16 protein-coding genes are annotated in these 18874 nt (G+C 73.9%); 11 read left to right on the plus strand and 5 right to left on the minus strand.

Annotated elements, in window-relative coordinates:
• The first annotated feature begins 298 nt into the window (after positions 1 to 298).
• The 4 genes from K7G61_RS12105 to K7G61_RS12120 all read left to right on the plus strand — a co-directional run bounded on the left by K7G61_RS12105 (position 299) and on the right by K7G61_RS12120 (position 4609).
• Positions 299 to 1033 carry an SDR family oxidoreductase gene (locus K7G61_RS12105; protein ID WP_225846751.1) on the plus strand — a complete coding sequence of 245 codons (735 nt, stop codon included), beginning with the start codon at positions 299 to 301 and terminating at the stop codon, positions 1031 to 1033.
• Between the two features lie 277 nt (positions 1034 to 1310).
• Positions 1311 to 2963, plus strand: a complete 1653-nt coding sequence (locus tag K7G61_RS12110; protein ID WP_225846752.1) for an MFS transporter — start codon at positions 1311 to 1313, stop codon at positions 2961 to 2963.
• 152 nt (positions 2964 to 3115) lie between these two features.
• The gene (locus K7G61_RS12115; protein ID WP_225846753.1) at positions 3116 to 4162 is read left to right on the plus strand and encodes a hypothetical protein; all 1047 of its coding nucleotides are present in this window, start codon (positions 3116 to 3118) and stop codon (positions 4160 to 4162) included.
• A gap of 150 nt (positions 4163 to 4312) precedes the next feature.
• The gene (locus tag K7G61_RS12120; protein WP_225846754.1) at positions 4313 to 4609 is read left to right on the plus strand and encodes a hypothetical protein; all 297 of its coding nucleotides are present in this window, start codon (positions 4313 to 4315) and stop codon (positions 4607 to 4609) included.
• Between the two features lie 84 nt (positions 4610 to 4693).
• Here K7G61_RS12120 and K7G61_RS12125 read toward each other — a convergent pair whose 3' ends face one another.
• The 4 genes from K7G61_RS12125 to K7G61_RS12140 form a co-directional block, all read right to left on the minus strand.
• Positions 4694 to 5149 carry a PTS-dependent dihydroxyacetone kinase phosphotransferase subunit DhaM gene (locus K7G61_RS12125; protein ID WP_225846755.1) on the minus strand — a complete coding sequence of 152 codons (456 nt, stop codon included), beginning with the start codon at positions 5147 to 5149 and terminating at the stop codon, positions 4694 to 4696.
• Positions 5146 to 5805 carry a dihydroxyacetone kinase subunit DhaL gene (gene dhaL / locus K7G61_RS12130; RefSeq protein WP_225846756.1) on the minus strand — a complete coding sequence of 220 codons (660 nt, stop codon included), beginning with the start codon at positions 5803 to 5805 and terminating at the stop codon, positions 5146 to 5148. Before dhaL ends, K7G61_RS12125 begins: the two co-directional genes overlap by 4 nt.
• 36 nt (positions 5806 to 5841) lie before the next feature.
• Positions 5842 to 6834, minus strand: coding sequence for a dihydroxyacetone kinase subunit DhaK (gene dhaK / locus K7G61_RS12135; protein WP_225846757.1), 993 nt, complete (start codon positions 6832 to 6834; stop codon positions 5842 to 5844).
• A gap of 306 nt (positions 6835 to 7140) precedes the next feature.
• Positions 7141 to 8298, minus strand: coding sequence for an acyl-CoA dehydrogenase family protein (locus tag K7G61_RS12140; RefSeq protein WP_225846758.1), 1158 nt, complete (start codon positions 8296 to 8298; stop codon positions 7141 to 7143).
• An 83-nt stretch (positions 8299 to 8381) separates the two neighbouring features.
• On the opposite strand from K7G61_RS12140, the gene K7G61_RS12145 reads away from it, so the two are divergent.
• The 4 genes from K7G61_RS12145 (at position 8382) to K7G61_RS12160 (ending at position 12902) form a co-directional block, all read left to right on the plus strand.
• Complete coding sequence (locus K7G61_RS12145) at positions 8382 to 9098, plus strand: TetR family transcriptional regulator (RefSeq protein ID WP_225846759.1); 717 nt, start codon at positions 8382 to 8384, stop codon at positions 9096 to 9098.
• A 320-nt stretch (positions 9099 to 9418) separates the two neighbouring features.
• On the plus strand, positions 9419 to 11101 hold the full coding sequence (locus K7G61_RS12150) for an FAD-dependent oxidoreductase (RefSeq protein WP_225846760.1): 1683 nt from the start codon (positions 9419 to 9421) through the stop codon (positions 11099 to 11101).
• Positions 11098 to 12552, plus strand: a complete 1455-nt coding sequence (locus tag K7G61_RS12155; RefSeq protein WP_225846761.1) for an ATP-binding protein — start codon at positions 11098 to 11100, stop codon at positions 12550 to 12552. The genes K7G61_RS12150 and K7G61_RS12155 overlap by 4 nt, the downstream gene beginning before the upstream one ends.
• Positions 12552 to 12902 (plus strand): UBP-type zinc finger domain-containing protein, encoded by a 351-nt coding sequence (locus K7G61_RS12160; RefSeq protein ID WP_225846762.1) that lies wholly within the window; start codon positions 12552 to 12554, stop codon positions 12900 to 12902. The genes K7G61_RS12155 and K7G61_RS12160 overlap by 1 nt, the downstream gene beginning before the upstream one ends.
• Positions 12903 to 13135: 233 nt before the next feature.
• On the opposite strand, the gene K7G61_RS12165 is transcribed toward K7G61_RS12160, so the two are convergent.
• A complete protein-coding gene (locus tag K7G61_RS12165) occupies positions 13136 to 14593 on the minus strand; it encodes an LCP family protein (protein WP_225846763.1) in 1458 nt (485 codons plus the stop codon).
• 308 nt (positions 14594 to 14901) lie between these two features.
• Between K7G61_RS12165 and K7G61_RS12170 the strand changes: the two genes are divergently transcribed.
• The 3 genes from K7G61_RS12170 to K7G61_RS12180 all read left to right on the plus strand — a co-directional run bounded on the left by K7G61_RS12170 (position 14902) and on the right by K7G61_RS12180 (position 18864).
• Positions 14902 to 15786, plus strand: coding sequence for an oxygenase MpaB family protein (locus tag K7G61_RS12170; protein WP_225846764.1), 885 nt, complete (start codon positions 14902 to 14904; stop codon positions 15784 to 15786).
• Positions 15787 to 15880: 94 nt separating this feature from the next.
• Positions 15881 to 18097, plus strand: a complete 2217-nt coding sequence (locus K7G61_RS12175; protein WP_225846765.1) for a serine/threonine-protein kinase — start codon at positions 15881 to 15883, stop codon at positions 18095 to 18097.
• A 62-nt stretch (positions 18098 to 18159) separates the two neighbouring features.
• Positions 18160 to 18864, plus strand: a complete 705-nt coding sequence (locus K7G61_RS12180) for an alpha/beta fold hydrolase (protein WP_225846766.1) — start codon at positions 18160 to 18162, stop codon at positions 18862 to 18864.
• The last annotated feature ends 10 nt before the right edge of the window (positions 18865 to 18874 follow it).

Raw genomic sequence — 18874 nt, forward strand, 5'->3', positions numbered from 1 at the left:
CCTGACGGCCTGGCCGGCTCGCGGGCGCGGGCCCGCGGAGGATCACCCGCCTCCCCCAAGCGGGTTGACGGCCTCCGCTTGTATCTGTCACGCTCTTTGCGGCGACCTCGCCTGTTCGAAATCAGCCCCCCGCGGTACCGACCGCGATCAGGGGGCTTTTTTGCTGCCCCGCACGCGCCTCCCCGCGCGAAGGCGAGGTCCGAGGCGGCCGTGACCCGAACGCGGTCGCGGCCGCCTTCGCCGTCACCACCGCACCAGCGGTCCGCATCGCATCCCGTCAACCGAAGGTGGTACACCCATGTCCCAGGACAAGGTCGCTCTCGTCACCGGCAGCTCGCGCGGAATCGGCCGGGCCATCGCCGAACGGCTCGGCGCGGACGGCGTCTCGGTGGTCGTCACGTACCGCACCGACGCCGACGCCGCCGCCAAGGTGGTGGCCAAGATCGAGGCGAACGGCGGCCGGGCCGTGGCGGCCGCCGCCGACGTCACCGACCCGCAGGCCGTGCCCGGCCTCTTCGACGTGGCCCAGGAGAGCTTCGGCGGACTCGACATCCTGGTCAACAACGTCGGCGTCGGCAGGTTCGCGCCGCTGGCCATGGCCACCGACGAGGACTTCGACCTGCACTTCGCCACCAACACCCGGGCCACCTTCGTCGCCATGCGGGAGGCCGCCCGGCGGCTGCGGGAGGGCGGCCGGATCATCAACATCTCCTCCGGCATCGTCACCAGCAACCGGCCGACCGCCGGCCTCTACACCGCGAGCAAGGCCGCCATCGACTCCCTGACCAGGACCATGGCAAAGGAGATCGGCGCGCGCCACGTCACCGTCAACAGTGTGCTGCCCGGTGTCACCGCGGGCACCGAGGAAGGCGACAACGTGCCCGCCGAGCTCAAGCAGCAGCTGATGTTCCAGACCCCGCTGGGCCGGATGGGCGAACCCGAGGACATCGCCGACATCGTCGCCTTCCTCGCCTCCGACCAGGCCCGCTGGATCACCGGCCAGACCGTGCACGCCGGTGGCGGCATGTTCTGACCGACCGGGACGCGACTGTTCCGGCGGTGCCGGACGTGTCGGCGAAGCCGGCGGATCACCCGGTGCCGGCGCGCCGGGCCCGGGCATCACCCGGGCCCGGCGGCCCGGCCGCTTTTCGCGGAGCCGGAACGGACCCCGGACTGTGACACGTACTCGCGGGTCTGTGACGCAGAACTCACCGTCCGATCCCGATGTCACACCCCACGCCGCCCGGCACCTCTTGGGGGCATGGAGCTGAGCGTCGCACGGAAGCGCACCGGGCTCACAAGGAGGAATTGTGAACAAGTTGCGGGGTAACCCGTGGGCGATCCTGACGGTGCTGTCCATCGGGTTCTTCATGACACTTCTCGACCTGACGATCGTCAACATCGCCATTCCCGACATGGTCGACCACCTGAACGCGTCGCTGGACCAGATCCTGTGGATCACCAACGCGTACACCCTGGCGCTGGCCGTGCTGATGATCACCTCCGGTCGTCTCGGCGACCTGATCGGCAAGAAGAACCTCTTCGTCTACGGTGTGGCGCTGTTCACCCTGTCCAGCCTGGCGTGCGGCCTGTCCGGCAGCGCGTCGGTGCTGATCGCCTTCCGCGCCGTGCAGGGCGTGGGGGCCGCGATGCTGCTGCCGCAGACCCTGTCGATGATCGTCGACGTGTTCCCCGCGGAGAAGCGCGGCGTCGCGCTCGGTATCTGGGGCATCGTGGCCGGCGTCTCCGGCGCCGCGGGCCCGACGGTCGGCGGTGTGCTGGTGTCCGACCTCGACTGGCGGTGGATCTTCTTCGTCAACGTGCCGCTCGGCGTGCTCGCCGTGATCGGCGGCGTGATGTGGTTCCCCAAGCCCACCCGGCAGGTCAGGCACCGCTTCGACGTCCCCGGGGTGGTGCTGTCCTCGATCGCGCTGTTCCTGCTGTCCTTCGCGCTGATCGAGGGTCAGAAGTACGACTGGAACGGCGGTATCTGGGCCGTCATCGGCGCCGCCGTCGTGGTCGGCGTGATCTTCCTGGTCTACCAGCGCGGCCAGCAGGACAACGAGCCGCTCGTGCCGTTCTCGCTGTTCAGGGACCGCAACTTCACGCTGATGAACTTCGTGGGCATCGCGATCTCGTTCGGCATCGTCGGCCTGTTCCTGCCGATCACCGTCTACCTGCAGTCGGTGCTCGGCTACAGCGCGGTCAAGGCCGGTGTGGCGCTGCTGCCGCTGTCGATCGGCACCTTCGTGATGGCGGGCCCGGCGACGGTCCTGGCCGAGAAGGTCGGCGGCCGGTGGATCCTGATGACCGGTCTGACGCTCTTCGGCGGCGGCCTGGCCTGGATCATGGCGGTCGCGGACGTCGGCAAGAGCTGGACCGGCCTGGTCGCGCCGCTGTTCATCATGGGCGCGGGCGCCGGCTGCACCTTCTCGCCGATGGCCAGTGAGGTGATGCGCAACGTGCCGCCCAGGCTGACCGGCGCCGCCTCCGGCGTCAACAACGCGCTGCGGCAGGTCGGTTCGGTGCTGGCCGGCGCTGTCATCGGCGCCGTCCTGCAGGGGCAGCTGGCGTCCTCGCTGAAGGACCAGGCGGCCAAGCAGGCCGGCAGCGTGCCCGCCCCGTACCGCGAGGGCTTCCTGCGCGGCTTCGACAACGCCGGCAAGCACCTGGAGGTGGCGGGCAACACCTCCGGCATGAAGCTGCCCGGCAGCGTCCCGGCGGACGTCGCCCATCAGGTCCAGGCCGCCGGCACCTCGGTGTTCAGCCACGGCTTCATCGACGCGATGCGGCCCACGCTGCTGGTCGGCGTCGTCGTGATGGGCATCGGCGCCCTGTCGTGCCTGTTCGTCAAGAAGTTCGAGGGCGCCTCCGCCAACCCGCACGGCCTGCCGATGACGGAGGAGGAGATCGCGGCGGCCGAGGCCGGGACGGCCGTACAGGACGCGCCCGTCCACAGCTGACCCGCGGCCGCCGGCCGTCGACACGCACGATCCGACCGCGGCCGGGCGCCACCCGGCAGGGCCCCGGCACTCCGTCACCACGGGGTGCGGGGGCCCGCCGCCGCGCTTACCGTGGTGCCGTCCGCACGCCTTTGAGGGGACGTCCGACCGCCATGCCGGAAGCGCAGTACGACGACGCTGTCAACGAGGCCCTGGAGCGCCTCGAACACGCCGGATTCTTCTTCGGCCACGGAAACCAGCTCCGCGGATTCGCCATCCACGCCCCGATGGGCGCCGAGGCACTGGCCACCCTCGGCCACGGCGACCGGGTGCCCGCATGGGTCGACTGGTACGCCGGCCTGCGGGGCCTCGGCGAGCCGCCGGACCGCCTCGCCCCCCTCGACCCCGACGACGCCGCCTCGTGGCGTCCGGCCCTCGGCGAGACGCGGCGGCTGACCGACTGGGCCGTGCTCTTCCGCCGCCAGATCGACGAGCTCGGCTGGCACGAGACGCTGGTCAGGTGGTGGCCACGGCTCACCCCGGGCATGCTCGCCGGACTCACCCACGGCCTCATCCGCACCGCACACGCGGTGCGCGGCATCGCCACCGTCGACACCCCCAGCGAGCTCCAGTTGCACGAGCTCGCCAACGGACTGGCCTTCTGGGCGGGGATGTACCAGCCGCCGAGCAGCGCCATGGCGCGCGGCGCCAAGGTGGTGGGCACCGTCAAGACGCTGGGCCGCCGGCCCGCGTCCAAGCTGTTCGCCGCCGCCGACGCCAAGCTCGGCACCTCCGTGGACGCCGCGCTCGCCGAGCTCACCGCCATCGGCGCGGGCCACTACGTGACGATGCAGCCCGGCGGCAACCCCGTGCCGGCCGTCCACACGGTCACGGCGCCCGCCGCCTTGCGGATGGTGCTGCCGCACCTGCCCGCCGAGTTCGCCCGCCCCTCCTACGAGGCGGTGCGCGACGTCAGCGGAACGCTGCTGAACATCTTCACCGGCCGGGGCCGCCGGCCGGCCGAGCCGGCCGTCGACGGCGACGACCCCGATGTGCAGCGGCAGATCATCGAGCGGGCGGTGGAGATGCGCGACGAGCACGCCATCAAGATCTCGGAGGCGGCGCGGCGCGAGTACGCCGTGAACCCCGACCCGCGTTACTTCGCCGCCGCGCACCACGCGTACGTACTGCTGGGCGGGCGGCCGTTCGGAGTGTCCTGAACCCCGGCCGGGTGCGCGGCGCCCGGCCGCCCGCCGACGGCTCGTCAACCGGCGTGGACGACGCGTCAAACGGCGTCCGGCCAGCGGCCTTTGTCAGTGCTTGGCGGTAAAATCGAGAGTGTTCGAAAGGGTAGGCCGACGCTCTGGAGGATGCCGATGGCCGCTGCCGTACTGCCCCTGCCGATGCCCCACCCCACCCCGTCGTCCCACCTGACCGCGTTCCCGAAGAAGCCGCTGCCGGCCGGACGGCCGCGCGAGTGGTACATCGCCCACAACCGCCGGCTGAAGACCATGCGGCTGGTGATCGCCCTGCTCGACTCGGGCGTCTACGAGCCGGCCCAGGCGGGCAACCGGCTGATACGCGACACCGCCGAGCGCATCGGCGTACACCCCCCGTCCGACATCACCTGCCGGATGGTCCGCGCGCTGATGTCCTACGGCCGCTGACGTCCCGAGGGCCGCTCAAGCCCGTCCCGCCCGCGACCGCACCCCTTTGTGCCGGGTGCGGTCGCGGGCGGGAAGGCGGCGTCCTCACGTCTTGCGGTAGGTGTACGCCTCCTCCGCCGACGCGGCGACCGTGGCGAGGTCCGCCCCCGCCGACGCCGAGACGACGGCGGCCACCGCCCCTTCGAGGAAGGGCGCGTCCACCAGGCGGGAGTCCGGCGGCAGCTCGCCGTCCGCCAGCAGTGCCTTCACGGTCAGCACGGCGCTGCCGAGGTCGGCGAGGAAGGCGACACCCGCGCCGCGGTCGACCGAACGAGCGGCCTCCGCGATCAGGTCCGAGCTGGTACCCAGCCCGCCGTCGGGACCGCCGCCCGCGGGCGCCACGGGCACGTCCGCGGCCCCGCCGGTGAGGCCGACCGCCAGTTCCGCGACGGTCGCGGCGACCGAGGCGCTGTGCGAGACCAGGACGACACCGACCAGACGGCGCGCCGTCGTGGCCGCGTCCGGGGGTACGGGGGCGGCCGGATCCGGTGGATAGGTCATGGCCGGCCCTCCCGAGCGGTCTGCGCCAGCGCCGCTATCAGGAGCGCCGACGACGTGGCCCCCGGGTCCTGGTGGCCGATGCTGCGCTCGCCGAGATAACTGGCCCGGCCCTTGCGGGCGCGCATCGGAATCGTGGCCTTCGCGCCCTCGTCCGAGGCCTGCGCCGCCGCGTCCAGGGCGTCGGCCAGCGCCCCGCCCGCGTCCAGCGCGCCGCCGAACGCTTCCAGCGCGGGCAGCAGCGCGTCCAGCATCGTCTTGTCACCGGGCACGGCGCCGCCGAGCTGCGCCACCCCGTCGATCCCGGCCCGCAGCGCGTCGCGCAGTTGCGCCGCCGTCACCGACGCCTCCTCGCCGAGCGCCTTGCCCGCGCGCCGCAGCAGCGTCCCGTACAGCGGGCCGGACGCCCCGCCGACCGTACTGATGAGCTGCCGTCCCACCGCGACCAGCGCTCCGCCGGGGGTGTCCGGCGGTTCCTGTGCGATGGAGGTGCGGGCGGCCCGGAAGCCGCGCCGCATGTTGCCGCCGTGGTCGGCGTCGCCGATGGGGGAGTCGAGCTGGGTGAGATGGTCGGCCTCGCGTTCGACGGCCTCGGTCGCGATGTCGAGCCAGCGGCGCACGAAGGCCGCGTCGACGGCGGAACCGGTCGGGGCGTTCATACCGTGCCCTTTCAGCAGCAGGTTCGGACGGTCGGCTCAGCAGCCCCAGCGCAGCGCCGGGGTGGAGACCGGCGCGTCCCACAGTCGCAGCAGCTCCTCGTCGACCTGGCAGATCGTCACCGAGGCGCCCGCCATGTCCAGTGAGGTCACGTAGTTGCCGACGAGCGTACGGGCCACCGGGACCCGGCGTTCGTCCAGTACCCGGTGCACCTCCGCCGCGAAACCGTACAGCTCCAGCAGGGGAGTCGCGCCCATTCCGTTGACCAGCAGCAGCACCGGGGCGTCCGGCCGCAGGTCCTCCACCACCGCGTCCACCGCGAAGTCGGCGATCTCGCCCGAGGTCATCATCGCCCGCCGCTCCCGGCCGGGCTCCCCGTGGATGCCGATACCCAGCTCCAGCTCGCCGTCCGGCAGGTCGAAGGTGGGGCCGCCCTTGGCGGGTGTGGTGACCGCGCTCAGCGCCACGCCGAAGCTGCGCGACATCTCGTTGACCCGGTGCGCGATCGCGGCCACCCGGTCCAGCGGCGCGCCCTCCTCCGCCGCGGCCCCCGCGATCTTCTCCACGAACAGCGTCGCCCCTGTGCCGCGCCGCCCCGCCGTGTAGAGGCTGTCGGTGACCGCCACGTCGTCGTTGACCAGCACCTTCGCCACCTGTACGCCCTCGTCCTCGGCGAGCTCGGCGGCCATGTCGAAGTTGAGCACGTCCCCGGTGTAGTTCTTGACGACGAACAGCACGCCGGCCCCGCTGTCCACCGCGGCCGCCGCCCGTACCATCTGGTCCGGTACGGGGGAGGTGAAGACCTCGCCGGGACAGGCCGCGGTCAGCATTCCCAGGCCCACGAAACCGCCGTGCAGCGGCTCGTGGCCGGAGCCGCCGCCGGAGACCAGGCCCACCTTGCCCTCGTACGGCGCACCCTTGCGCATGATCACCCGGTGCTCGACGTCGACGGTCAGCTCGGGGTGCGCCACCGCGATCCCGCGCAGGGCGTCCGCGACCACGGTCTCGGGGACGTTGATCAGCATCCTCATCGCTACCTCCTGGTGCTACCGGCAGCCCGGCTCGGGTGGTGGTCCTTCCAGGTCACGGCGGATCCGCGGAGCCCGGCACCGGCCCGGCGCCGGCGGGGGCCCATCCGCTAGGACCCACGGTATGCCGTCGGGCCGGGTTCTTCTCCAGGACGGCGGCCCTCGGCGGGAGCGCGGCGGGCCGCGGCGGGCGCGGTCCGCCGCGACCGCGCCGGGCGCGAACGGGCGGGCACGCGGCGTCGTCGCGGCCCGCCGGGGGAGTCCCCGCTGCCGCGCGCGTCCCGCGCGCCCCCCACGGCAGGAGTGGGGCTACGGCAGGTTGCGGGCCATCACTATGCGCTGGACCTGGTTGGTCCCCTCGTAGATCTGGGTGATCTTCGCGTCGCGCATCATCCGCTCCAGCGGGTAGTCCCGGGTGTAGCCGTAGCCGCCGAGGAGCTGCACCGCGTCCGTCGTGATCTCCATCGCCACGTCGGAGGCGAAACACTTGGCCGCCGCGCCGAAGAAGGTCAGGTCGCCGTCGGAGCGCTCGGACCGGGCGGCCGCCGCGTACGTCAGCTGCCGGGCCGCCTCCAGCTTCATCGCCATGTCCGCGAGCATGAACTGGATGCCCTGGAACTCGGCGATGGCCTTCCCGAACTGCCGGCGCTCCTGGACGTACCCCTTGGCGTAGTCCAGGGCGCCCTGCGCGATGCCCAGCGCCTGGGCCGCGATCGTCACCCGGGTGTGGTCGAGGGTGCGCATGGCGGTCGCGAAGCCCGTGCCCTCCTCGCCGATCATCCGGTCCGCGGGGATGCGGACGTTGTCGAAGTACACCTCGCGGGTCGGCGAGCCCTTGATGCCCAGCTTCTTCTCCGGCGCGCCGAAGGACACGCCCTCGTCGTCCTTCTCCACCACGAACGCCGAGATGCCCTTCGAGCGCTTGCCGGGGTCGGTCACCGCCATGACCGTGTAGAACTGCGACACCCCCGCGTTGGTGATCCACCGCTTGACGCCGTTGAGCACGTAAGTGTCGCCGTCGCGGACCGCGCGGGTGGTCATGCCCGCCGCGTCGGAGCCCGCCTCGGGCTCGGACAGGCAGTAGGAGAACATGCCCTTCTTGCGGGCCAGGGCGCCCAGGTACCTGCTCTTGAGCTCCTCGGAGCCGGAGAGCTGCACCGGCAGCGAACCGAGCTTGTTGACCGCGGGGATGAGGGAGGAGGAGGCGCACACCCGGGCGACCTCCTCGATGACGATCACCGTGGACAGCGCGTCCGCGCCCGCGCCGTCGTACGCCTCGGGGACGTGCACCGCGTGCAGGTCGTTGGCCTCCAGTGCCTCGCGGGCCTCCTCGGGGAAGCGGCCCAGCTCGTCCACCTCCGCCGCGAACGGGGCGATCTTGGCCTCCGCCAGCGAGCGCACCGCGTCCCGGAGCATCTCGTGCTCCTCGGACGTCCGGAAAAAGTCGAACTCCGACGACGTTGACATGCCCGACTCCTTATGAGGGTACCCAGTACCCTCATTATGCACACCGGGTGCCACGTGATCCCGGGCTGCGGTGTAATGGGGCGATGAGCCAGACCAAGGACCCGGGTGCCGCGCCCCGGCCCGCCGGACACGGCGACGAGCGGCCGCCGATGCGCGACCTGCTGGTGGCCGCCGCCTTCGACCTGTTCACCGAGCGCGGCTACGAGCACACCACCGTCGACGACATCGTCAAGCTGGCCGGTGTCGGGCGGCGTTCCTTCTTCCGCTACTTCCCCAGCAAGGAGGACGTGGTCTTCCCCGACCACGAGCGCGCCCTGGCCGACATGGTGGCCTACCTGGACGCCGACCACCCCGGGCAGGACCCGGTGGACACCGCCTGCGGCGCCGCCCGGGTGGTCCTGCGGATGTACGCCGAGAACCCCGCCTTCTCGGTCCGCCGCTACGCCCTCACCCGGCGGGTGCCCGCGCTCAAGGCGGCCGAGATCTCCGTCGTGTGGCGCTACGAGCGCGCCCTGGCCTCCTTCCTCGAACGCCGCTTCGCCGGCCTGCCCGACGGCGGCGTCCGCGCCCACCTCGTTGCCGCCGCGGTGGTGGCCGCCCACAACCACGGCCTTCGCTCCTGGCTGCGCTCGGGCGGCCAGGGCGACGTCGCCGAGCGCGTCGAGGCCGCCCTGGACCTGGTCCGCCGCACCTGGCGCGGCCCCGAGGACACCGTCGTCCTGATCACCCGCTCGGGTACCCCCATGTGGCAGGTCGTCCAGCGTGTCGAGGCCGCCCTGCGCGACGGCGGGGACACCTGAGCGGAGCCGGCCCAGGGAACTGAGTGCCGTCCGGTTTCCCTCGTCGTCGCCCCCGCCCGCTGTCCGCCCACGGAGGAAGCGGCGGGAGCAACCGGACAATCCCGCGTAAAGCAGGACTGCACCGAGTGGACGCCGTGCATACGATGGGACTGGCGTTGATCGTCCGATCAGCGCGGGACCGGTGCCGACGGCGGCGAGGAAGACCCGCGAGGAGCGGCGGCGGCGCACGACAGCGAGGCACTCCGGCGCGCTCGGCCGCGGCCGGCGAGGCGCCGGTGACGCCGGGCCCGCCCGGGCCCGGCCGTACGGATGGGGGCAGCATGCCGGGGACACAACCCGGCGGCGCGACACGAACCGTGATCGTGACCGTCGACGACGACCCAGCGGTGTCGCGGGCGGTCGCCCGCGACCTGCGGCGACGCTACGGCGAGTCGCACCGCATCGTCCGCGCCGACTCCGGGAGGTCGGCGCTGGAGGCGCTGCGGGACCTCAGGCTGCGCGGCGACTCGGTGGCGGTGATCCTCGCCGACTACCGGATGCCGGAGATGAACGGCATCGAATTCCTCGAACAGGCCATGGACGTCTACCCCGGCGCCCGTCGCGTGCTGCTGACCGCGTACGCCGACACCGGCGCCGCCATCGACGCCATCAACGTGGTCGACCTCGACCACTACCTGCTCAAGCCCTGGGACCCGCCGGAGGAGAAGCTCTACCCGGTGGTCGACGACCTGCTGGCCGCCTGGCGCCGCGAGGACCACCGGCCGGTGAAGGAGACCAAGGTCGTGGGGCACCGCTGGTCGGCCCGCTCCTCGGGGGTCCGCGAGTTCCTCGCCCGCAACCAGGTGCCCTACCGCTGGTACTCGTGGGACGAACCCGAGGGGCAGGCTCTGCTCGCGGCCGCCGAGGAGGACGGCGAACGGCTGCCGGTGGTGATCACCCCGGACGGCAAGGCCCTGGTGGAACCCTCCGACCAGGACCTGGCCAGCAGCGTCGGGCTCGCCACCAGCCCCAGCTCCCGCTTCTACGACCTCATCGTCATCGGCGGCGGCCCGGCGGGCCTGGGCGCGGCCGTCTACGGCGCCTCCGAGGGCCTGCGCACCGTACTGGTCGAAGCCACCGCCACCGGCGGCCAGGCGGGACAGAGCTCCCGGATCGAGAACTACCTGGGCTTCCCCGACGGCGTCTCCGGCGGCCAGCTCACCGACCGGGCGCACCGCCAGGCCGCCAGGTTCGGCGCCGAGATCCTCACCGCCTGCGAGGTCACCGGCCTGGAGATCAACGGCTCCTCCAGGACCGTCCGGCTGGCCGACGGCTCCAGCGTGGCCGCGCACACCGTCATTCTGGCCACCGGCGTCTCCTACCGGCAGCTCGGCGCCCCCGGACTGGACGTCCTCACCGGCCGCGGCGTCTACTACGGCTCCGCGCTCACCGAGGCACCGGCGTGCCGGGACCAGGACGTCTACATAGTCGGCGGCGCCAACTCCGCCGGACAGGCCGCGATGTACCTGGCCAGGGGCGCCCGCTCGGTGACCCTCCTGGTGCGCGGCGAGTCCCTGACCGCCTCCATGTCGCACTACCTGATCCAGCAGATCGAGAACACCCCGCGAATCCGGGTGCGCACCTGCACCGAGGTGGCCGGCGTCCACGGCACCGACCACCTGGAGGGGATCACCCTGCGCGACTCCAGGACGGGGCGGACGCAGGACGTGGACGCCCAGTTCCTGTTCGTGTTCATCGGCGCGGCGCCGAGGACGGACTGGCTCGACGGAGTCGTGCTGCGCGACCCGCGCGGCTTCGTTGTCGCCGGCCCCGACCTCGCGGCCGCCGGCGAGCGCCCCGAGGGCTGGCCGCTGGACCGGCCGCCGTACCACCTGGAGACCAGCGTGCCCGGCGTGTTCGTCGCCGGGGACGCACGGGCCGAGTCCGCCAAGCGGGTCGCGTCAGCGGTCGGCGAGGGCGCCATGGCCGTCATGCTCGTCCACCGCTACCTGGAGCGGCTATGACCGTCAGCCGGAACGTGTGCAGCGTCGACGAACTGCGCACGCTGTTCCTCTTCGAGAAGCTCGACCAGCGGCAGCTGGACTGGCTGTGCGACCAGGGCCGGGTGGAGACGGCGGAACCCGGCTTCCTCTACCGCGAGGGCGAACCCGCCACCTGCTTCTACGTCCTGCTGGAAGGCACGGTGGTCGTCTCCCGCCGGGTGGGCGCCGACGACATCGAGACCAGCAGGACCTCGCAGCGCGGGGTGTACGCGGGCGCGTTCCAGGCGTACCTCGGCGACCGCGTCCCGCAGGTCTACACCAACTCGATCCGGGTCACCGAGCCGTCCCGCTTCTACGTGCTGTCCGCCGACAACTTCGCCAAGCTCATGCACGAGTGGTTCCCGATGGCCGTGCACCTGCTGGAGGGGCTGTTCTTCGGCGGCCAGTCCACCAAGCAGGCCATCGGCCAGCGCGAGCGGCTGCTCGCCCTGGGCTCGCTGTCGGCCGGCCTCACCCACGAGCTGAACAACCCGGCGGCGGCCGCGCTGCGCGCCACCTCCACCCTGCGTGAGCGCGTCGCCGGCATGCGCCACAAGCTGAGCTTCATCGCCGGGGCCGACCAGGACTACGACCGGTCCACCATCGAGTCCCTCTTCAAACTCCAGGAGAAGGCGGTCGAGAAGGCCGGCCGGGTCGAGCCGCTGACCCCGCTGGAGGCCTCCGACCGCGAGGACGAGATCGCCGACTGGCTCGACGAGCACGGCGTACGCGGCGGCTGGGACCTCGCGTCGACCTTCGTCCAGGCCGGGCTGGACACCGCCTGGCTGGACCAGGTGGAGGGCACCGCCGGTTCCGCCACGCTGGAGAGCGCGGTGCGGTGGCTGAACTACACGGTCGAGACCGAGCTGCTGATGGACGAGATTGAGGACTCCGTCACCAGGATCGAGGCGCTGGTCGGCGCCGCCCGCCAGTACTCGCAGCTGGACCGGGCGCCGTACCAGGTGGTCGACGTCCACGAACTGCTGGAGAGCACCCTGCACATGCTCAGCGGCAAGATCGGCGAGGGGGTACGGGTCGTCAAGGAGTTCGACCGCGGCCTGCCGAGGATCCCCGCCTACCCGGGCGAGCTCAACCAGGTCTGGACGAACCTCATCGACAACGCCGTGGCCGCCATGGAGGGCAGCGGCACGCTCACCGTGCGCACCGCCCTGGACCACGACCAGCTCCTGGTCGAGTTCCGCGACACCGGCCCCGGCATCGCCCCCGAGATCCGCGAGCGGATCTTCGAACCGTTCTTCACCACCAAACCGGTCGGCCAGGGCACCGGCCTCGGCCTGGACATCTCCTGGCGGATCGTGGTCAACAAGCACCACGGCGACCTCCAGGCCGAGTCCGAACCGGGCGACACCCGCTTCCTGGTCCGCCTTCCGCTGACCACCCCGCAACCTGAGACATCCACCGAGGAGAAGTGATGACCACGAGCCCGGGCATCGACCCGACCGCCGTGCCCAGCGGCACCGGCTGTGCCGAATGCGACACCGCCGCCGGCTGGTGGCTGCACCTGCGCCGGTGCGCGACCTGCGGCCACATCGGCTGCTGCGACTCCTCGCCGGCCCAGCACGCCAGGGGGCACGCCGCGGCCACCGGGCACTCGGTCATCCAGAGCTTCGAGCCCGGCGAGGACTGGTTCTGGGACTACGAGGCCAGCACCTACGTCGAGGACGGTCCGGAGCTGGCCGCGCCGCACAGCCACCCCGCGGACCAGCCGGTGCCGGGACCGGGGGGACGAGTGCCCGCGGACTGGCGCAACCACCTCAACTGAGCCTCGACCGGGCCCCGACCGAGCCCCCACTGAGCCCCGACCGGGCCCCTCGGCCGGGGCAGGGGCCGGGCGTGCTTCCCGTCTGCTGTCCGCCGACAGGTGACAGGTGACGGGTGACCGGGGAGCGCGGCCGTCCGCACGCGGCCTTTTCGCACGCCCGCGCTTGCGCCGTGCCCCATCGCTCGCCCCGCCCCCCGTGGCTCCCGCTCCCGCAGCCCGCGCCCCGCGCGACCTCACTTCGCCGAGACCGGGACGCGGGGCGTCGCGGCGAACGCCTGCGTCGGGGTCATCGCCCGCCCGCCCACGGTCACGGTCCGCCCGGTGGCGACCTCGGCGCACGCCGTGCCCGACGCCGCGGTGATGCCGGGCGCGGCCGGGGCGGGCGCCGTGCTCCCCAGCGCCTCGTCCGAGGCTCGGGCGGTGCCCGCCCCGGTCGCGGCCCCGGTCGCGGCCCCTGTCGTGGTGGGGGTCGCGGCCGGTCGCGGGGCCGGCCCGCGCCGACCGCCGCCGGAGCCGGCCCCTGCGGCGATCCGCGGCGCCCGGTCGGCGGCCAGCGCGGCGAACAGGCCCCGGGCCGCCGGGGCGACCACCAGGCGGGCGGGGTCCGACGGATCGGGGGCACTCGGCATGGTGGTGAACGAGAACCGTTCGGCCGGCACCTTGCGCACGTCCGAGGCCAGCCCGGCCAGCCTGGACACCGCGGCCAGGCCCGGGTCCACGGTCAGCGACCTGGTCGCCGCGTCCGCCAGCGACAGCAGCCCGGCCGGGTCGGCCGGCGAACCGCTGCCGCGCATCCGGCGCAGCAGCGAGACCAGGTAGAGGTGCTGGGCGTCGGCGCGCCCCAGGTCGCTGCCGTCGCCGAAGGCGTGCCGCGAGCGGAGGAACTCCAGCGCCGCCTGCCCCGCGAGCGCGTGCCGGCCCCTGGCCAGCTTCAGCCGCGAGTACGGGTCGTACACGTCGCGGTCCACGCACACCGGCACCCCGCCCACCGCGTCCGACATGCGCACCACTCCCGCGAAGTCGACGAGGACGAAGTGGTCGATCGGGATCCCCGTCAGGGTGTGGACGGCGGCGACCGTGCAGCCGGGCCCGTACTGCAGCGAGGAGTTGACCGGGCCGCGCCTGGCCGGGGCGACGCCGCCCCGCGGCCTGCGGCAGGCCGGCAGGTCGGTGACGGTGTCGCGCGGGATGCTCAGCGCGGTGGCGTGCGAACGGTCGGCCGACAGGTGCAGCAGCATTTCGACGTCGGCGTTCCGGCCGGGTCCGCAGTCCCCGCCGAGCCGGCAGTCGGCCGGGTCGGCGCGCGTGTCGGATCCGATGACCAGGACGTTGAGCGGAGTACGGCCGAAGGCGTCCGGCCGCTCGGTGCCCGCGTCCCCGTACACACCGCCGAACAGCGGGAGCTGCCTGAGATTGCCGTTCAGCCGCAGGTACACGTACGCGCCGGCCCCCGCCGTCAGGAGCACGAGCGCGGCGAGCCCCACCGCCAGCGCGCGCACGATCCGGCGCCCGCCCGTGGGCCGCGCCGCGACACCGGGGCCGCGGGCGGACCGGCGCGGGATGACGAGGGCGGCGGCCCGCCACCGCGGCACCCGGACGGGGCCGGACCGCGCGGCGCGCCGCGGCGGCCCCGACACGGGCCGGTCCGGGGCCGCCCCGTCGCGGTGCTCCTGCTCCCGGCCGTCGGCCATACGTGTGTGCGCCCTCGCCTCCGTCCGCGGGCCGGTGGACCGGCCGCCCACCAGCGGAACCTGCAGTATCGCCCACGACCGCGCCGGATCCGGGCCACCCGGCGTGTCGCCCCCGTCGCGCCGCGTCACGCCCGTGCGCGGACCGACGGCCCCCCCGCCGGTCCGCCGGCGTCCGCCCCTGCCGGGACGCCCCCCGGCCGGCGGCGCCGCGGGACGTCCACCGGCCGGCCGCGGCGCGTCACCCGCTTCGCCGCCCCGCTCCGGACGGCGGGCCGCAGCGGCTACCGTGGGCGGGAGAAGGAGGCGCCATGCGCGACGCGGACCCCGGCCTGTTCGGACCCGATTCGGTGACCTGGCAACTGCACGGCGACCCGATCATGTGGATCGGCGGGGTACGCGCGCTGTACCTGCAGGCCCTGCACCCGAAAGCCGTCCGCGCGGTGGTGCAGAACTCCGACTTCCGCCAGGACGCCTGGGGACGTTTGCTGCGGACCGCGTCCTTCGTCGGGGGGATCACCTACGGCACCACGCTGGCCGCCGAGCGGGCCGGCGCCCGCGTGCGCGGCATACACCGCAGGCTCTCCGCGACCGACCCGGAGACGGGCGAGCGCTACGGGACGGACGAGCCCGAACTGCTGCTGTGGGTGCACTGCGCCGAGATCGACTCCTACCTCGACGTCGCACGCCGCTCCGGCTATCCGCTCACCGACGCGCACGCGGACGCCTACGTGGACGAGCAGCGCGAGGCGGCACGGCTGGTCGGTCTCGACCCCGCCCAGGTCCCCGCCGACACCGCGGAGCTGAGCCGCTACTTCGAGGAGGTCCGCCCCCGGCTCGCCGCCACCGCGGAGGCGCGGGAGGTGGCCCGCTTCCTGAAGGCGCCGCCCGTGCCGTGGCCGCTGCTCCCGGCGCGGCTGGCGCTGTGGCGGACCGTCGCGGAGACCGCCTTCGCGGCGCTGCCGCCGTACGCCCACGAACTGTACGGCCGGGTACCGCCGTCGGCCGCCGCCACGGACCGCAGGCTGCGCGCCGTCGGGCGGCTGCTGCGCGCGATCCCGTCCACCCTGCGCTGGCAGTTGCCGCCCGGCCACATCCTCAAGGCCGTCGGCCGGCTCGGTCCCGGCACGCACCCATCGCCCCGCCGCCTGCCCCCGGCGGCCTCGCCGCGCTCGGCCCGACGCCGACACCTTTGAGGGGACATGCCCTGATGCGCTGTGCCGTGCGCGGTTGGTCACGGCCATACTGTGTGCGGGGAAGCACCGAGGAGTACGGGGGCGGCGGCACGCGATGGCGGCTGGACAGCACGGCGGGCACCAGCGCCCGGGCGGCGGGACACCCGGGCGTACGGCGGGCGACGGCAGCGGCGGCACGCTCGTCCAGAACCGGTACCGGCTGCAGGAACTGATCGGCCGGGGCGGCATGGGCGAGGTGTGGCGCGCGCTGGACGAGTCGCTGGGCCGCCGCGTCGCGGTCAAGTGCCTCAAGCCCACCGGCGGACACAGCGGTGACGCCGGGTTCACCCGTGTCCTGCAGGAGCGCTTCCGCCGCGAGGCGCGGGTCGCCGCCTCTCTCCAGCACCACGGCATCACCGTCGTCCACGACTTCGGCGAGGACGACGGCGTGCTGTTCCTGGTCATGGAACTGCTCGACGGCCGCAACCTGCTCCAGGTGCTGGACGACGCCCGCCGCCACCCCCTGCCCGTCCCCGACATCAGCGACATCGCCGAGCAGGTGGCCGCGGCCCTGGCGTACACACACGACCAGGGCATCGTGCACCGGGACCTGAAACCGGCCAACATCATCCGGCTCACCGACGGCGCCGTGAAGATCTGCGACTTCGGCATCGCCCGGCTGGGCCACGACATCGGCTTCACCTCCCGGCTGACCGGCACCGGCGTGGCCATGGGCACGCCGCACTACATGTCGCCCGAGCAGATCGGCGACTCCGAGGTGGACCACCGCAGCGACCTGTACTCGCTGGGCTGCGTGCTGTACGAACTCGCCACCGGCGCGCCGCCGTTCGACCTCGGCGACGCCTGGGCGATCCTGGTCGGCCACCGCGACACCCCGCCGCGACCGCCGCGCGAGAAGCGCCCGGAACTGCCCACCGACCTCGAACGCCTGATCCTCGACCTGCTCGCGAAGGACCCCGAGGACCGGCCGCAGACCGCCGCCGACGTGTGCGGCCGGCTGAAGATGATGCGGGCCGGCACGGGAGCCGTGGCCACCGCCCGGGTCCCGCCGCCGGCTCCGGCGCCCGCTCCCGTGCCCGCCTGGGCCAGCGGCCTGACCACCGGCGCCGCCGCCCGCTCCACCCGCGCCCAGGTCACCGCGCCCCCGCACGACGAGCTGACCGGCGCCTGGTCCACCCGCTCCGGCGCCCCCTCCGCCGCACCGCCGGACCCGGCCGCGCTGGCCGCCCGCCACGCCGAGGCCGCCGAACTGGCCGGGACCGGCGACTGGCGGCAGGCGTACGAGCGGCACAGCGCGGTCGCCGCCGGCCGCGACCGCGCCCTCGGCGCCGAGCACCCCGACACGCTCACCAGCAGGTACGAGGCCGCGTACTGCCTCACCCGGCTCGGCAGGACCGAGGAGGCGCTGCCGCTGTACGAGTACGTCGCCGCCGTACGCGGCCGGGTCCTCGGCCCGGAGGACCCCGGCACGCTCGCCGCCCGGCACGAGGCCGCGTACGCCATGGAGCAGCTCGGCCGCCACCTGGAGGCCCACCAGGTCTACCGGGAGGTGCTCGCCGCCAGGGAGCGCACGGTCGGCCCGCACCACCCCGACACCCTGCACTGCAGGCACAACCTGGCCTTCAACCTCAAGGAACTGGGCCGTACGGACGAGGCGTACGCGATGGTCCTCGACGTCGCCGAGGCGCGCACCCAGGTGCTCGGCGCGGACCACCCCGACACGCTGGTCACCCGGTTCGAGGTGGCGCACGCGCTGGGCCGGGCCGGGCACTGGGCCGACGCGCTCGGGACCTACCAGGAGGTCGCGGCGGCGCGGGCCCGCCTTCTGGGCGCCGACCACCCCGACACCCTCGCCGCCCGCTACGAGACGGGGATCTGCCTCGGGCGGCTCGGCCGGACGGCGGAGGCCCTCGCGCTCTTCGAGGACCTCGCCGCCGCCCGTACCCGCACCGCCGGGTCCGCCGACCCGGAGACCCTGCGCGCCCGGCACGCCCTGGGCGTCAACCTCGGCCGGCTGGGCCACTGGGACCGGGCGCTCGCCGAGGCCCACGAGGTGGCCGCGCTCCGCGAGCGCGTCCTCGGCCCCGAACACCCCGACACCCTCGTCAGCAAACGCGAGGTCGCCGTGGCCCTCGGCTGGCTCGGCCGCTGGGACGCCGCGCTCGCCCGCTACGAGGAGGTCGCCGACGCCCGCGAGCGCGTCCTCGGCCCGGCGCACCCGGACACGCTCAGCAGCCGGGGCGACCAGGCGCGGTGCCTGGAGCAACTCGGGCGGACGGCCGAGGCGCAGGCGTTGTACCGCGGGCTCTGAGCCGGGTTCGCCGGGAGCGAGCACGCCCCCGCCCCGCCCCGCGGGACGACTACGCTCGGCGCATGGAAGAGGTGACCGTCCACCGGGTGAACGGCGTGTCGCTGGCGTGCGGGACGCGGGGGCCGGCCGGCGGGCCCCCGCTGCTTCTCCTGCACGCCCTCGGGGAGAGCCGCGCCTCCTGGCGGAAGGTCGCGGCAGGGCTGGCCGCGGACGGCTGGCTGACTCGCGCGCCCGACCTGCGCGGGCACGGGGACAGCGCGTGGCCCGGGACGTACGCCTACGAGGAGATGCGCGACGACGTGCTGGGGCTGCTCGACGCGCTCGGGTTGGACCGGGTGACGATCGTGGCCCACTCGATGGGCACGGTGGTGGCCTCACTGGTCGCCATGGACCGCCCGGCCGCCGTGGGCCGCATGGTGCTGGAGGAGGGGCCGCTGCCCTTCCCCGCGGACCCGCCGCGCCCGGTGCCCACGGCCGCCCCTGACACCCCGTACCCCTTCGACTGGCGCCTGCTGCCCGCCGTCGCACGCCAGCGCAACGCCCCCGCGCCCCGGCACTGGGAGGGCCTGGCCGACATCACGGCGCCCACCCTGGTCGTCGCGGGCGGCCCCGGCAGCCACCTGCGCCAGGACCAGCTCGCCCGGACCGCCGACCGCATACCGAACGGCCGCCTCGTCACGATCGAGGCCGGCCACATGATCCACGACGAACGGCCGGCCGAGTTCCTGGCCGTCGTCCGGGACTTCCTCGGCGCGCCGCCCGCCTGACCCGCGGCCG

The organism is Streptomyces sp. HPF1205, from assembly GCF_020400825.1.
Taxonomy (GTDB): domain Bacteria; phylum Actinomycetota; class Actinomycetes; order Streptomycetales; family Streptomycetaceae; genus Actinacidiphila.